This window comes from Brachybacterium horti (genome assembly GCF_054777615.1).
Window position 1 is genome coordinate 518,047 of sequence record NZ_BAAHAM010000004.1, and the last position, 13,839, is coordinate 531,885.

A 13,839-nucleotide genomic window follows, 5' to 3' on the forward strand; every position below is an offset into this window, starting at 1 on the left:
GGGCGCTGTCAGCTGTCCTGCTTGAGCTTCGGGAGGTAGATCTCGCCGGTCGTGACGTCCTCCTCGAGCTGCTCGAGGGTGCGGCCGCGGGTCTCCGGCACCCACCTCAGGACGAAGAGGAAGGCGACGACGTTGAGCACGGCGAACACGAAGAACGTCGAGGAGAGCCCGAGCCCCGCGATGATCGAGGGGAAGAACAGGCCCAGGATCGAGTTCGTCATCCACAGCACGAACACGCTCACGCCCATGCCGAAGGCGCGCATCTTCTGCGGGAAGATCTCCGAGAGCGTCACCCAGGTCGCCACGTTCAGGCACAGCTGCATCGAGCCGACGAAGGCGGTGATGAGCGCGAGCAGCACGAACGGCTTCGCGGTCCCCTCCGGCATGACCGAGGCGGTCGTGCCGATGAGCACGTGGAACAGGGCGACCAGGCCGTAGCCCCACAGGAAGGTCTTGCGGCGGCTGAAGCGGTCCATCATCTGCAGCGCGACCACCGCGGCGACCACGGAGATCGTGGCGGGGGCGATGCTCGCGATGAGCGCGCCGCCGCGGCCGAAGCCCGCGACCTCGAGCACCCGCTCGCCGTAGTACTGGATCGCGTTGATGCCGGTGGTCTGCTGGAAGAAGCCCAGGCCGCAGCCGATCAGCACGATCTTCACGAGGTTCTTGTTCCGCAGGATCCCGGCGACGCCCATCGAGGTGCGCTGGGACTCCGCGTGGCGGGCGAGCGCGATGTCCTCGAGCTCGGGCTCGGCGCGGCCCTCGGGGCGCAGCCGGTCGAGGATCTCGAGGGCCTGCTCCTGGCGGCCCTTCTCGACGAGCCAGCGCGGGGACTCCGGCATGCGCACCATGCCGAACAGCAGCAGCACCGCGGGGACCGCCGCGAGCAGGAACATGACCCGCCAGATGCCGGGGAACTGCTCGCCCCAGACATTGCCGATGATCGCGTTCATGATGATCGCGAGCAGCTGGCCCAGCACGATCATGAACTCGTTGCGGCCCGCGAGGGAGCCGCGGATCTCGTAGGGGGCGAGCTCCGCGAGGAACACGGGAACCACCACGGAGGCGGCGCCGACGGCGAGACCGAGGACGATCCGGCCCGTGACCACGAGCGCGAGGCCCGGCGCGGTCACCACGAGCAGGACGCCCACGATGAACAGCACCGCCATGACGAGGATGGTGGTGCGTCGGCCGATCGCGTCGGAGACCCGGCCGCCCGTGAGGGCGCCGACGGCGCTCGCGAAGAGCAGGGAGCTCACGGCGACGCCGAGGCCGATCTCGGAGAGCCCGAGATCCTCGGTCATGAAGCCGCCGGCGCCGTTGATGACGCTCGTGTCGTAGCCGAAGAGCAGGCCGCCGAGCGTCGCGACGAGGGCGACGAGGCCCAGCCGGCGCTTGTAGGGGCCGGGGGTCAGCGGCGGGAGCTGCGTGGTGCCCTGGGAGACCGGGGGGACAGGACTGTGGGACATGTCGAGACTCCGTTGTCGTCGAAGGGTCAGGGACGGGGACGGGCGGTGACCGCGACGAAGCCCTCGGCGGTGAGGGCCTGCTCCGCGGCGCGGCAGGTGGCGGCGGCGAGGTAGCCGTCCCAGGAGGTCGCGGAGCGCTCGGCGACATTCGAGCCGTCGGCGATCGCGGCGATCCAGGCCTGCACCTCGGCGTCGTAGGCGTCGACGAAGCGGGGGCGGAAGTCCGCCGGCATCACCCCGCCCCAGGTGCCCCCCTCCTGGTGGGTGGTGACGCGGCCGTGCTCGAGGCCGATGGTCGCGATGCCCGCGGAGCCCACCGCCTCGGTGCGCACCTCGTAGCCGGACGCCGTGTTGACGTACAGCTCGTCGGTGACGATGCGGCCGGCGTCGGTGCGGAAGAGCAGGAGCATCGGGTCGTGCTGGCCCTCGGCGGCGCGCGGGCCGGCGACGGGCAGGATCACCTGCACGCCGGTGACCTGCTCGCCGAGGAAGTAGTGGATCGCGTCGACCTCGTGCACGGCGGAGTCGTAGACCATCATCGTGTCCGTGAAGCCGGGCAGGGTGTGGGCGTTGCGGTGCTTGAGGTTCAGCAGGCTGATCTCGCCCAGCGCGCCCGCCGCGATCGCGTCCCGCAGCTCCGCGTACTCGCGGTCGAAGCGGCGCATGAAGCCGAGGGACACGTAGGGCACGCCGGTCTCCGCGCGGGCCGCGGCCTCCGCCTCGACCACCTCGTAGGCGTCCTCGGGGTTCATCGCGAGCGGCTTCTCGCAGAGCACGGGCTTGCGGGCGTCGATGCAGGCGATCGCCTGGTCGCGGTGGAACTGGCCGGGGCTCGCGATGAGCACGGCGTCGACGTCCTCCGCGGCGATGAGCTCCTCGGGGGAGTCGACGACGCGGCAGCCGGGGACCGTCGCCGCGATCTCCTCCGCCTTCTCGCGGAAGTAGTCGGTGACGACGGCGACGCGGGCGCCCTTGATGCGCCGGGCGATGCGGGTGACGTGGTCGGCGCCCATCTGGCCCACGCCGATCACGCCCACGCGGATGTCGCTGACAGGGGCGGTGGTGGTCATCGGGTCTCCTCCCAGGTGCCGCGCACCCAGGTCTGGTCGGGGTGGTCGGTGATGTCCCAGGCGCGCTCCGGGGCGGGGCCCGCCATGACGTTGAGGTAGTACATGTCGTGGCCGGGGGCGGCCGCGCAGGGGCCGTGCCAGCCGTGGGGCACGAGGACGGTGTCCCCCGAGCGCACCTCGACGAGCAGGTCCAGCGGCTCGGCCTCGCGGCTCGAGGTGGTCCGGTGGAAGCCGAAGCCGGGCGTGCCGGCGGGGGCGTCCTGGATCTCGTAGTAGTAGATCTCCTCGAGCTCCGACTCCGATTCCGTGGTCTCGTCGTGCTTGTGCGCGGGGTAGCTGGACCAGTTCCCGCCGGGGGTGATGACCTCGCAGGCGATGAGGCTGTCGCAGTCGTCGAAGGAGCCGACGGTGCCGAAGTTGCGCACCTGGCGGGTCATCGTGCCGCCGCCGCGGCTCTCGACGGGGACGCCCTCGGCGCGGATCACCGCGGCCGGGAACGGCCGGGTCGCGACGGCGGCGGTGAGGGCGAAGCGGCCCCCGTCGTCGCTCGCGACGACGAGGTGGGAGTCGATGCCGACGTAGGCGACGTCGGTCGCCCCCGCGAAGACGCTCTCGCGGCCGCGCAGCACGAGCTCCTGCACGCCGCGGGCGTCGCTCACGGTCACGGTGCAGGCGCCGCTGAGCGGGACGACCATGAGCTCGGTGCGGGCGGTGCCGATCTCGGCGCGGCCGCCCGGCTCGAGGGCGAGCACGCGCAGGCCGGTGTGCTCCCAGCCGTCCCGCTCCCCCGGGTCCACGACGGTGTCGTAGGGGCCCTGGGCGGTCGAGCCGGCGGGGAGGTGCAGCTGTGTCCCGGTCATGGGGTTCTCCTTCCGGTGGGTCAGCGGATCATGGCGACGGAGGCGGCCACGGCCGCGGTGACGTCGTCGTCCGCCGGGTAGAGGAGGGTGCGGCCCACCACGAGGCCGCGCACGTTGGGGCGGTCCAGCGCGCGCTTCCAGGTCGCGCGGAGGGTCGCGGGGTCGTCCTGCGCGGGGTCGCCGCCCAGGATGAGGGTGGGCAGCGTGGTCGCGTCCATGACGCGCTCCATGTCGTCCACCGCGGGCAGCTTGAGCCACGTGTAGGCGCTCGTCGCGCCGAGGCCCTGGGCCACGTGGATCGAGCGGATCACGGCCTCCGGGGAGAGGTCGTTGACGACCTTCGTGCCGGGGCCGCCGGGCCGCGAGGACCAGAACGGCTCGACCATCGCGATGAGCTCGTGGCGGGCGAGGTCGGTGACGCCCTGCGCGGTCGCCTCGAGGATGAAGGAGGTGCGGTCGTCCTGCAGGTCGATGCGGGTGAGCATCTTGCCGCCGTCGAAGCCGGAGGCCTTGATCGACGCCGCGTCGTAGGCGGTGAAGCGGTCCTCGATCTCCCACGAGCCGCCCTGGAGGCCGCCGCGGTTCATCGAGGCGAAGACGATCTTGTCCTCGAGGGCGCCGAGCAGCAGGAGGTCCTCGAGGACGTCGGCCGTGCCGAGCACGCCGTCCACGCCGGGCACGGCGAGCGCCTCCCGCATGCGGTCGAGCATCTCGGTGCGCGAGGCCATGGCGGTGGGCCGCGAGCCGACGCCGAGGGCGCCGCGGGCGGGGTGGTCAGCCGCGATGATCATCATCGTGCCGTCCGTGTCCGCGACGGTGCGGCGGGAGCGGGAGGCGGCGAGCCGCGCGATCCGCGCCGGGTCCTCGATGCGGATGCGGGTGACGTCCTCGTAGGAGGTCGCGAACTCGCTCATGCGCGGGCCTCCTGGCCGGTGCCGCGGGAGCGCAGCGCGGAGAGCATCTGCTCGACCGTCTGCCCCTGGTTGGGGTCGCCGCCCGCGAGGAGCGTGTCGATCTCCTCGGTGGTGGGCATGGCGGTCGAGCACTCGAGGCGGCTCGTGACGATCGCCCCGGCCGCGTTGCAGCGGGTGAGGGTCTCCTCGAGGGACTGCCCGGTGAGCAGCCCGTGGCAGAGGGAGCCGCCGAAGCTGTCCCCCGCGCCGAGGCCGTTGATGACCTGGATGAGGTTGGGGGCGACCTCGACGCGCTCGTCACGGGTCTTGCCGAGCACACCGCGCGGGCCCTGCTTGACGATCGCGATCTCGACGCCGGCCTCGAGCAGGGCATCGGCCGCGCGCTCGGGCTCGGTCTCGCCGACGGCGACCTCACACTCCTCCTTGTTGCCGACGGCGACGGTCGCGTACTGCAGGGCCTCGCGGTACTGCTCACGGGCCTCCCGGGCCGAGTCCCAGAACATGGGGCGGTAGTCGAGGTCGAAGACGGTGTGGGTGGTGCGGCCGCGGGCCTGCAGGGCCGCGTGGTGGGCGCTGCGGCTGGGCTCCTCGGAGAGGCCGGTGCCGGAGAACCAGAACAGGGGGACCTCGCGGATCGCCTCGAGGTCGAGGTGCTCGGGGGCGATCTGCAGGTCCGGGGCGCTGGGCCTGCGGTAGAAGTACAGCGGGAAGTCGTCCGGCGGGAAGATCTCGCACAGGGTGATGGGGGTGTTCAGCTCCCCGTTCGGGACGACGAAGCGGCCGGAGACGCCGAGGCGCTCCATCTCCTGGACCACGTAGCGGCCGAAGGGGTCCTCCCCCACGCCGGTGATGACGGCGGGGCGGTGGCCCAGGCGCGCCGCGGCGACGGCGACGTTCGTGGGGCTGCCGCCCAGGAACTTGCCGAAGCTGCTGATGTCCTCGAGTCCCTTGCCGATCTCGAGCGGGTAGAGGTCCACGCCGCTGCGACCGACGGTGATGATGTCGAGCTCTGCCATGGGGATCCGTTCCTCCAGGTCCTGCGTCGTTGCGGGCGGGGCGCCGGCGGCTCGGCCGACGTCCCTGTCGGGATCATCCTCGCACCGCCGCTGCCATTTGTCCATACAAAGTCGGAGATTGTTCGGCGGTGTCTAGGTGAGCTCGCCGGTGAGGAACTGCGCGCGGCCGTGACCGAAGGACCAGTCCTCCCGCGCGTTCTCCACGACGGAGACCACGAGGTCCTCGGGACGCACGAGCCCCGCCCCGCCGAGCCGCTCCGCGAGGGCCGCGTAGACCGCCTGCTTCTGCGCGGCCGAGCGCCCCTGATGGGTGATCTGCACGATCACGACGCCCTCGCCGCGGTCGATGCCGAGGCCCGTGTCCTCCGCGATGATCGCGCCCACGGGCAGCGTCTCGAGGATCTGGTAGCGGTCCCCGGGCGGGGCCGCGAAGTGCTCGAGCATGACCTCCTGGACGAGGTCGGCCAGGCGACGGGACTGCTCGGGCGTGCGCACGGCCTGCTGCGTGATCCGGACGAGCGGCATCACAGACCCGCTTCCCGGGCCGCGGCGAGCAGGGCGCCGGCGCCGCGCTCGAGACCCTCGACGCGGTCGAACGCCGCGTCCTCGTGCTCGATGTTGATCGCGAGGTCGCCGTCCACCGCGGCGAGCGCGCGGAGGAAGCCGGCCCAATAGTCCACGTCGTGGCCCTCGCCGATCGCGACGAAGCGCCACGCCGGGTCCTCCGGCCAGGTCGAGCAGAAGTGGCCCACGCCCGTGGGCGTGCGCGCCGCCGGATCCTCCGGCACCGGACCGAAGACCGGGTCGAGCACACCGCGCACGGCCGCTCCGGGCAGCACCGTCGTGTCCTTCGCGTGCACGTGCGTGATGTGCGAGCCGAGGCGCTCGATGCAGGCCACAGGGTCCATCTGCTGCCAGAAGAGGTGGCTGGGGTCGAGGTTCACGCCGAGGTGCGTGGGCTCCACACGGTCCAGCAGCTGCTCGAAGGTCAGCGGCGTGAACACGAGGTTCCGCGGGTGCATCTCGAGGGCCACGCGCACGTCCCGCTCCCGGGCCAGCGCGTCGATCTCCTTCCAGAAGGGCACGGCGACGGACCACTGGTACCCGAGCACCTCGAGGTCGATCCCGTTCCACGGGTTCACGACCCAGCTGGGGTAGCGGGCGCCCGGGTCCGAGCCCGGCGTCCCGGACATGGCGACCACGTCCCGCACCCCCAGCTCTCCCGCGAGCTCGATCGTGCGCCGCAGGTCGTGGGCGTGGGGCACGCCCTCGGTGGGCAGCGGGGAGAGCGGGTTGCCGGAGACGGTGAGCCCGTTCAGCGTCATGCCGCGCTCGGTGAACTGGGCGAGCAGATCACGCCGGGCGCGGTCGCTCGTGAGCAGCGCGTCCACGTGCGCGTGCGGCGAGGGGATGAAGCCGCCGGTGTTGATCTCCGCGCCGGTGAGGCCCGCGCCCGCGAGCACGTCGAGGGCCTCGGGGAGGGTGCGGTCCTGCAGGCAGGCGGTGTAGGCGCCGAAGGTGAAGCTCATGATGCTCTCCTCTCGGGGGGAAGGTCAGTCGATCGCGACGGCCGCGCCGCCGGCCGCGGCGGAGTCGGCGACCGCGCCGAGGATCCGCATCTGGCGGTAGCCGTCCTCGAAGCTCGCGCAGGGCGGCAGCGCGCCGTCGGTGATGCCCGCGACCTGCTGCAGGAAGGCGTGCGCCTGGTAGGTGAACTGCTCGATCTGGTTCAGGCCCACACCGCCGAAGGCCATCGAGGAGCCGTTCGCGAAGTAGGGGAAGGAGGGGTTCACGAGCACCTGGCGCAGCCCGCCGAGGCCCTCCGGGGAGGAGGAGTCCGCGAGCTGGATCTCGCCCGTGCGGTCGAGCGACCAGGTGGCCGTGCCGCCCGTGCCGAGCACCGCGAGGTTCTTGTAGTTGGGCAGGCCGTGGGCCACGCGGGAGACGGAGAAGGTGCCCGCGGCGCCGGAGGCGAAGCGCGCGGTGAAGGTGGCCATGTCGTCGTTCTCGACCTCCTCCTTGGGGGCGTCGGCCGCCGCGGCGACCCCCCGGCCACCCGCGACGGCGCCGCCCGCGACGGGGCGCTCGGCGATCGTGCGCACGAGCTGCGCGCCGGAGACCTCGACGACGGGGCCCATGATGAACTCGGCCGAGTCCACGAGGTGAGAGCCGACGTCGCCGAGGGCGCCGGTGCCCATGGGGCCCTTGTAGCGCCAGGCCATGGGCACGTTCGGGTCCGCGCCGTAGTCGCACCAGTAGCGGGCGTCGAGGTGGGAGAGCTCGCCGAGCGCGCCCTCCTGGGCGAGCTGCGCGAGCTTCGCGATGCCGGCGTTGCGACGGAAGGTGTAGCCGGTCGCGAGCACGAGCTCGGGGTGCTCCTGCTGGAGGGCGGCCATGGCGGCGGCGTCCTCGAGGGTCCCGGCGAGGGGCTTCTCGCACAGCACGTGCTTGCCGGCCGCGGCCATGGCCTCGGCGATCTCGCGATGCAGGGCGTTGCCGACGACGATCGAGACCACGTCGATCGACTCGTCCTCGGCGACGGCGCGCCAGTCGCCCACGGCGCTCTCGTAGCCGTAGCGGGCGGCGGCGTCCTCGGCGAAGGGCAGGTGGGCGTCCGCGATGGTCGCGAGGCGCACGGGCGGCAGGCCCAGGTCGTAGACGGTGCCGGCCTGGCGCCAGGCGTTGGCGTGGGTGCGGCCGGCCATGCCGGCTCCGATCACGGCGACGGAGAGGGGTGCGGTCGTCATCGAGAGCTCCTGTCGGAGAAGGGAGAGTTTGTCAGCACAGTGCGCGAGCGTCATTGCTGGTTTGTTCTGTCGATACGGCGGATCGACCCTGACGAACGGGGACGCTAGCACGCGGTCCACGGCCCGCGGAAGGCCTTGGACACCTCTTTTGGCATCGCATGTTCTGACAAAGTGTTGACAGCGGGGAGCGTGCTCGTCATGCTGGTCCCCGTACGAACTCACCGTCGAGTCGCCCTGCCCGACGGTGCCATCCCGAGGCCCGCTCCCCCGGAGCGCGGCCGGTCACCCGGAGGCAGCATGAGCGTCCCCCGTCCTGCAGAGACCGCAGGCAGCGACACGATCCGGCTCACCGTCGGCCAAGCCGTCGTCCGCTTCCTCGCCGCCCAGCACACCGAGCGCGACGGCGTCCGGCAGCGTCTGATCCCCGGCACCTTCGGCATCTTCGGCCACGGCAACGTCGCCGGCCTCGGCCAGGCTCTGCTCCAGAACGCCGTCGACCCCGCCGAGGGCGAGGCGGACATGCCCTACTACCAGGCCCGCAACGAGCAGAACATGGTGCACACGGCCGTCGCCTACGCCCGCACCCGCCACCGCCTGCAGACCCTCGCCTGCACCGCCTCGATCGGCCCCGGCTCCACGAACATGGTCACCGGCGCCGCGCTCGCCACGATCGACCGCATCCCCGTGCTGCTCCTGCCCAGCGACGTCTTCGCCCACCGCGCCGTGGACCCCGTGCTCCAGCAGCTCGAGGACGAGCGCGCCATGGACGTGACCGTCAACGACGCCTTCCGCCCCGTCTCGCGCTACTTCGACCGCATCTGGCGGCCCGAGCAGCTCATCCCCTCCCTGCTCGCCGCGATGCGCGTGCTCACCGACCCGGCCGAGACCGGCGCGGTGACGATCTGCCTCCCGCAGGACGTGCAGGCCGAGGCCCACGACTTCCCCGCCGCCCTGTTCCGCGAGCGCACCTGGCACGTGGGCCGTCCCGTCCCCGAGCCCGCCGCCCTCGAGCGCGCGGCGGAGGCGATCCGCGGGGCCCGTCGGCCCGTGCTCATCGCGGGCGGCGGCGCGATCTACTCCGAGGCCTCCGCCGCCCTCGAGGCCTTCGCGGGCGCCACCGGGATCCCCGTGCTCGACACCCAGGCCGGCAAGGGCGCGCTGAGCGCGGACCACCCGCTGTGCATCGGCGGCGTCGGCGCGACCGGCAACGACGCCGCCAACACGCTCGCCGCCGAGGCGGACCTCGTGATCGGCGTCGGCACCCGCTACACCGACTTCACGACCGCCTCCCACACCGCCTTCCGGAACCCGGACGTGCGCTTCGTGAACCTCAACGTCAAGGCCTTCGACGCCGCCAAGCACTCCGCCGAGATGGTCGTCGCCGACGCCCGCGCCGGCCTCGACGCGCTGCGCGAGGCGCTCGCGGGCTGGCAGGCGCCCGCCGAGCACGGCGAGCGCGCCCGCACCCTGCGTGACCAGTGGGAGGAGCTCGTCGCCCCCTGCTTCGCCCCGCACGACCAGGAGCTGCCCGCCCAGACCGAGATCTTCGGCGCGCTCAACGAGCTCATGGGCGACGAGGACGTGGTCATCAACGCGGCCGGCTCCATGCCCGGCGATCTGCAGGCCCTGTGGAAGGCCCGCTCCCCGCGGCAGTACCACCTCGAGTACGGCTACTCCTGCATGGGCTACGAGCTGCCCGCCTCCCTCGGCGTGAAGATGGCCGCGCCGGAGGCGGAGGTCGTCGCGATCATCGGCGACGGCACCTTCCAGATGGCGCCGCAGGAGATCGCGACCATCGTCGCGGAGGATCTCAAGGTCATCCTCGTGATCCTCCAGAACCACGGCTGGTCCTCGATCGGCGCGCTCTCGGAGTCCCACGGCTCCCAGCGCTTCGGCACGAAGTACCGCATGCGCAGCGGCGAGAGCGGCCTGCTCGACGGGGACAAGCTCCCCTTCGACATCCCCGCGAACATCCGCTCCTACGGCCTCGAGGTCGCCGAGGTCAGCTCCACCGCCGACTTCCGCGACGCCTACCGCCGCGCCGAGGCCTCCGAGCACGCCACCGCGATCGTCGTCAACACCGACCTGTACGGCCCGCACCCGCCGGGCAGCGGCTGGTGGGACGTGCCCGTCTCCGCGACGAGCCGGCTCGAGTCCACCCAGGCGGCCCGCACCGAGTACGAGGCGGCCCTCGCGCCGCAGCGCCACTACCTCTGAGGAGAGACATCACCATGACCTACGACGTCCAGCACTGGATCGCCGGCGCCGAGACCCCCGGCAGCGGCTCCACCCAGCCCATCCTGAACCCCGCGACCGGTGAGCAGGTGGGCACCCTCCACCTCGGCGACGCCTCGACCGTCGACCGCGCCGTCGAGGTCGCCGCCGCGGCCCAGCGCGAGTGGGCCCAGGTGTCGCTGTCCAAGCGCACCCAGATCCTCTACCGCATGCGCCAGCTCATGATCGAGCACACCGACGAGATCGCCGAGGTCATCACCCGCGAGCACGGCAAGACCGTCGCCGATGCGAAGGGCGAGATCGCCCGCGGCCTCGAGACCCTCGAGTTCGCCACCTCCATCACCCAGGACCTCAAGGGCGGCTTCTCCGAGAACGTCTCGAGCGGCGTGGACGCGCACACCCTGCGCCAGCCGCTCGGCGTCGTCGCCGGCATCACGCCCTTCAACTTCCCCGCGATGGTGCCCTTCTGGATGCACCCCGTCGCGATCGCCACCGGCAACGCCTTCATCCTCAAGCCCTCCGAGCGGGACCCCTCCGCCTCGAGCATCGTCGCCCGCCTCTACCAGGAGGCCGGCCTGCCCGACGGCGTCTTCCAGGTGGTCCAGGGCGGCAAGGAGGTCGTCGACGCGCTGTGCGCCCACGAGGGCATCGCCGCCGTGAGCTTCGTCGGCTCCACCCCGATCGCCAGGCACGTCCACCATGCCGCCTCGGCGACCGGCAAGCGGGTCCAGGCCCTGGGCGGCGCGAACAACCACGCCGTCGTCATGCCGGACGCGAACATCGAGTTCGCCGCCGCGCAGATCGCCTCGGGCGCCTTCGGCTCCGCGGGCGAGCGCTGCATGGCCGTGCCGGTCGCCGTGACCGTCGGCGACGTCCACGAGCGGTTCCTCGAGGCGATCGCGGCCGAGGCGGGCAAGCTCCGCGTCGGCCCCGGTGACCGTGAGGACACCGACATGCCGCCGGTCATCACCGCCGATGCGAAGGCCCGCGTGCTCCGCATGACCGACGAGGCCGAGCAGGCCGGCGGGCGGATCGTCGTCGACGGCCGCGGCCTCGTCGTCGAGGGCTTCGAGAACGGCAACTTCGTCGGGCCGACGGTCATCACCGACCTCGACGCCACGCACCCGACCTACACCGACGAGGTCTTCGGTCCGCTGCTCGTGGTCATGCACGTCGACAACTTCGACGAGGCGGTCGCGCTCGTGAACTCCTCGCCCTTCGGCAACGGCACCGCGATCTTCACCGACTCCGGCCACTACGCGCGCCGCTACCAGGAGGAGATCCAGGTGGGCATGATCGGCGTGAACGTTCCGATCCCGACCCCCGTGGGCTACTACTCCTTCGGCGGCTGGAAGGACTCGCTGTTCGGCGAGCACCACGCGCACGGCCCCGAGGCCGTCGGCTTCTACACCCGCCAGAAGGCGATCACCACGCGCTGGCCCGCGCAGAACGAGACCGTCGAGAGCTCCATGAGCTTCCCGACCCACGACTGAGCCGGGCGGGCGGCGCGCGCTCCGTGCCGCCCGTCGGCCCCGTCGGCCCCGCCCCCATCCCCCTCGCCCCCACGCCTCCTTCTCCGCGATGGTCCGATTTCGTTCCAGATCCGACTCCGGAGTGGAACGGAATCGGACCATCCGCGAGGGGGCGGGCCGGGACCGCCAGCAACAGCCATGACCTCCGCATCGAAGGAGATGCCCCAGATGACCAGCACTTCCCCCGACGTCGCCGTCGACCGCTCGCGGAATCCCGAGAACCGCCTCACCATCGGCGTGTGCCCCGACCAGTGGGGCGTGTGGTTCCCGCAGGACGAGAAGCAGATCCCCTGGCGCACCGCGCTCGGCGAGATGGCGGAGGCCGGCTTCTCCGTCATGGAGACCGGGCCGTGGGGCTACTTCCCCCAGGACGCGACGGAGCTGCGCTCCGTGATGGACGAGCACGGCTTCCGGGTCGTCGCCGGCACCGGCTGGGGCGTGCTCCACCAGGAGGAGGCGTGGGCGGAGACCGAGCGCACCTTCCGCGCGATCGCACAGACCCATGCCGAGGTGGGCGCGGAGTACATGGTGCACCTGCCGCCGCTCTACCGCGACGACAAGACCTGGGAGTTCACCGACGAGCGGCATCTCACCGGGGACGCCTGGCGGCTCTACGTCCAGAACGCGAACCGGCTCGGGAAGCTCCTCAAGGAGGACTACGGGCTCACGATGGTGCTGCACCCCCACGGGGACAGCCACATCGAGACGCCCGAGGAGATCTCCCGGATCTTCGAGGCGACGGACCCGGAGCTCGTCTCCTTCTGCCTGGACACCGGCCACGTCGTCTACGGCGGCGGCGACCCCGTGCAGATGATCGAGGACTACCCCGAGCGGATCGGCTACGTGCACATCAAGGCCTTCGACCCGGATCTCACCCGGCAGGCCCACGAGAACGACTGGCCCTTCGGCGAGGCCGTCGCCAAGGGTGCCTCGGTGCGCCCGCCCGCCGGCCTGCCGGACATGAAGGAGCTCGTCGCGAAGCTGACGACGCTCGACCGGGACCTGTACGTCATCTGCGAGCAGGACCTGTACCCCTGCGATCCGGGGCTGCCGCTGCCCAATGCGATCGCGACCCGCGAGCACCTGGCCGAGTGCGGCCTGGGCGTGAAGTGACGGAGGCGCACCCATGGTGAAGGTCCTGCTGGATCCGAGCATGTACCACCCGCACCTCAGCGTCGCGGACGAGGTGCGCAAGGCCGCGGAGCTCGGCTACCGCTACCTCGAGCTGTCGCCGCGCGCGGACTTCCACGAATGGCACCACTACCCCAAGGTGGACCGCCACCAGATCGCCGAGGTGAAGCATGCGATGACGGAGACCGGGGTGCGGATCCACTCCCTCAACCCCGTCTTCGACTGGTCGAGCCCCGACGAGGAGGAGCGGCAGGCGCAGGTGCGGAACTGGCGGCGCCTGCTCGAGATCGCCGACGCCCTCGAGGTGCCGCTCATCGCGACCGAGTTCTCCGGCGACCCGAACAGCCCGCGGCGCAGCGAGTCGCAGTTCTACCGCTCGATCGAGGAGCTGATCCCCGACTTCGAGCGCTACGGGCTCGAGTGCACGATCGAGGCGCACCCCTACGACTTCGTCGAGGACAACGACCGGGCCGTGCAGATCGTGCGCGGCGTGGACCGCGACTGGCTGAACTACGAGTTCTGCTTCCCGCACGCCTTCCACCTGGGGCAGGGCCGCAGGACACCCCGCCAGATGATGGAGTACGCCGGGGACCGGCTGCGCCACCTGCACGTCGCGGACGTCTTCGACCACACGGCCAACGTCGGCAACCGTTACATCGTGAACCCGCCCGGGGTGGACGCCCGCGTGCACCAGCACAACGAGATCGGCAACGGCGAGATCGACTGGGACGACGCCTTCGCGTACCTCCGCGAGCGCGGCTACGACGGCACCGTCTCCGTGTGCGTGTTCGGCTGGGAGGAGGACGCCGACGCGATCCACCGCCGGATGCGCGAGCGGATCCTCACCGAGCTGGGCGGGGAGTGA

Annotated in this window: 12 protein-coding genes; 4 read left to right on the forward strand and 8 right to left on the reverse strand. The window is 71.8% G+C overall.

What is annotated here, in order from left to right:
* Positions 1-8: 8 nt before the first annotated feature.
* From ACYVAP_RS15325 to ACYVAP_RS15360, 8 genes are all read right to left on the reverse strand, one after another.
* A complete protein-coding gene (locus tag ACYVAP_RS15325) occupies positions 9-1,469 on the reverse strand; it encodes a sugar porter family MFS transporter (RefSeq protein WP_498861354.1) in 1,461 nt (486 codons plus the stop codon).
* A gap of 26 nt (positions 1,470-1,495) precedes the next feature.
* Complete coding sequence (locus tag ACYVAP_RS15330; RefSeq protein ID WP_498861355.1) at positions 1,496-2,539, reverse strand: Gfo/Idh/MocA family protein; 1,044 nt, start codon at positions 2,537-2,539, stop codon at positions 1,496-1,498.
* A complete protein-coding gene (gene iolB / locus ACYVAP_RS15335; RefSeq protein WP_498861356.1) occupies positions 2,536-3,399 on the reverse strand; it encodes a 5-deoxy-glucuronate isomerase in 864 nt (287 codons plus the stop codon). Before iolB ends, ACYVAP_RS15330 begins: the two co-directional genes overlap by 4 nt.
* Before the next feature lie 20 nt (positions 3,400-3,419).
* Complete coding sequence (locus tag ACYVAP_RS15340) at positions 3,420-4,313, reverse strand: Cgl0159 family (beta/alpha)8-fold protein (RefSeq protein WP_498861357.1); 894 nt, start codon at positions 4,311-4,313, stop codon at positions 3,420-3,422.
* Positions 4,310-5,329: a 5-dehydro-2-deoxygluconokinase gene (iolC, locus tag ACYVAP_RS15345; RefSeq protein WP_498861358.1), complete on the reverse strand. Its 1,020-nt coding sequence runs from the start codon at positions 5,327-5,329 to the stop codon at positions 4,310-4,312. Before iolC ends, ACYVAP_RS15340 begins: the two co-directional genes overlap by 4 nt.
* A gap of 132 nt (positions 5,330-5,461) precedes the next feature.
* Positions 5,462-5,854, reverse strand: coding sequence for a tautomerase family protein (locus ACYVAP_RS15350; protein WP_137769317.1), 393 nt, complete (start codon positions 5,852-5,854; stop codon positions 5,462-5,464).
* Positions 5,854-6,858 carry a sugar phosphate isomerase/epimerase family protein gene (locus ACYVAP_RS15355; RefSeq protein WP_498861359.1) on the reverse strand — a complete coding sequence of 335 codons (1,005 nt, stop codon included), beginning with the start codon at positions 6,856-6,858 and terminating at the stop codon, positions 5,854-5,856. The genes ACYVAP_RS15350 and ACYVAP_RS15355 overlap by 1 nt, the downstream gene beginning before the upstream one ends.
* Positions 6,859-6,882: 24 nt before the next feature.
* On the reverse strand, positions 6,883-8,076 hold the full coding sequence (locus tag ACYVAP_RS15360; RefSeq protein WP_498861360.1) for a Gfo/Idh/MocA family protein: 1,194 nt from the start codon (positions 8,074-8,076) through the stop codon (positions 6,883-6,885).
* A 297-nt stretch (positions 8,077-8,373) separates the two neighbouring features.
* On the opposite strand from ACYVAP_RS15360, the gene iolD reads away from it, so the two are divergent.
* From iolD to ACYVAP_RS15380, 4 genes are all read left to right on the forward strand, one after another.
* Complete coding sequence (gene iolD / locus ACYVAP_RS15365; protein ID WP_498861361.1) at positions 8,374-10,293, forward strand: 3D-(3,5/4)-trihydroxycyclohexane-1,2-dione acylhydrolase (decyclizing); 1,920 nt, start codon at positions 8,374-8,376, stop codon at positions 10,291-10,293.
* A gap of 14 nt (positions 10,294-10,307) precedes the next feature.
* Positions 10,308-11,804 (forward strand): CoA-acylating methylmalonate-semialdehyde dehydrogenase, encoded by a 1,497-nt coding sequence (locus ACYVAP_RS15370; protein WP_498861362.1) that lies wholly within the window; start codon positions 10,308-10,310, stop codon positions 11,802-11,804.
* A 207-nt stretch (positions 11,805-12,011) separates the two neighbouring features.
* Positions 12,012-12,956, forward strand: coding sequence for an IolE/MocC family protein (locus tag ACYVAP_RS15375; protein WP_498861363.1), 945 nt, complete (start codon positions 12,012-12,014; stop codon positions 12,954-12,956).
* 13 nt (positions 12,957-12,969) lie between these two features.
* Entirely contained in the window at positions 12,970-13,839 is an 870-nt protein-coding gene (locus ACYVAP_RS15380; RefSeq protein WP_498861364.1) for a sugar phosphate isomerase/epimerase family protein, read from the forward strand.

What these genes read in the sequence shown, in the direction of transcription:
- ACYVAP_RS15325 (WP_498861354.1), bottom strand. Translation starts at nt 1,469, where the DNA reads ATGTCCCACAGTCCTGTCCCCCCGGTCTCCCAGGGCACCACGCAGCTC.
- ACYVAP_RS15330 (WP_498861355.1), bottom strand. Translation starts at nt 2,539, where the DNA reads ATGACCACCACCGCCCCTGTCAGCGACATCCGCGTGGGCGTGATCGGC.
- iolB (WP_498861356.1), bottom strand. Translation starts at nt 3,399, where the DNA reads ATGACCGGGACACAGCTGCACCTCCCCGCCGGCTCGACCGCCCAGGGC.
- ACYVAP_RS15340 (WP_498861357.1), bottom strand. Translation starts at nt 4,313, where the DNA reads ATGAGCGAGTTCGCGACCTCCTACGAGGACGTCACCCGCATCCGCATC.
- iolC (WP_498861358.1), bottom strand. Translation starts at nt 5,329, where the DNA reads ATGGCAGAGCTCGACATCATCACCGTCGGTCGCAGCGGCGTGGACCTC.
- ACYVAP_RS15350 (WP_137769317.1), bottom strand. Translation starts at nt 5,854, where the DNA reads ATGCCGCTCGTCCGGATCACGCAGCAGGCCGTGCGCACGCCCGAGCAG.
- ACYVAP_RS15355 (WP_498861359.1), bottom strand. Translation starts at nt 6,858, where the DNA reads ATGAGCTTCACCTTCGGCGCCTACACCGCCTGCCTGCAGGACCGCACC.
- ACYVAP_RS15360 (WP_498861360.1), bottom strand. Translation starts at nt 8,076, where the DNA reads ATGACGACCGCACCCCTCTCCGTCGCCGTGATCGGAGCCGGCATGGCC.
- iolD (WP_498861361.1), top strand. Translation starts at nt 8,374, where the DNA reads ATGAGCGTCCCCCGTCCTGCAGAGACCGCAGGCAGCGACACGATCCGG.
- ACYVAP_RS15370 (WP_498861362.1), top strand. Translation starts at nt 10,308, where the DNA reads ATGACCTACGACGTCCAGCACTGGATCGCCGGCGCCGAGACCCCCGGC.
- ACYVAP_RS15375 (WP_498861363.1), top strand. Translation starts at nt 12,012, where the DNA reads ATGACCAGCACTTCCCCCGACGTCGCCGTCGACCGCTCGCGGAATCCC.
- ACYVAP_RS15380 (WP_498861364.1), top strand. Translation starts at nt 12,970, where the DNA reads ATGGTGAAGGTCCTGCTGGATCCGAGCATGTACCACCCGCACCTCAGC.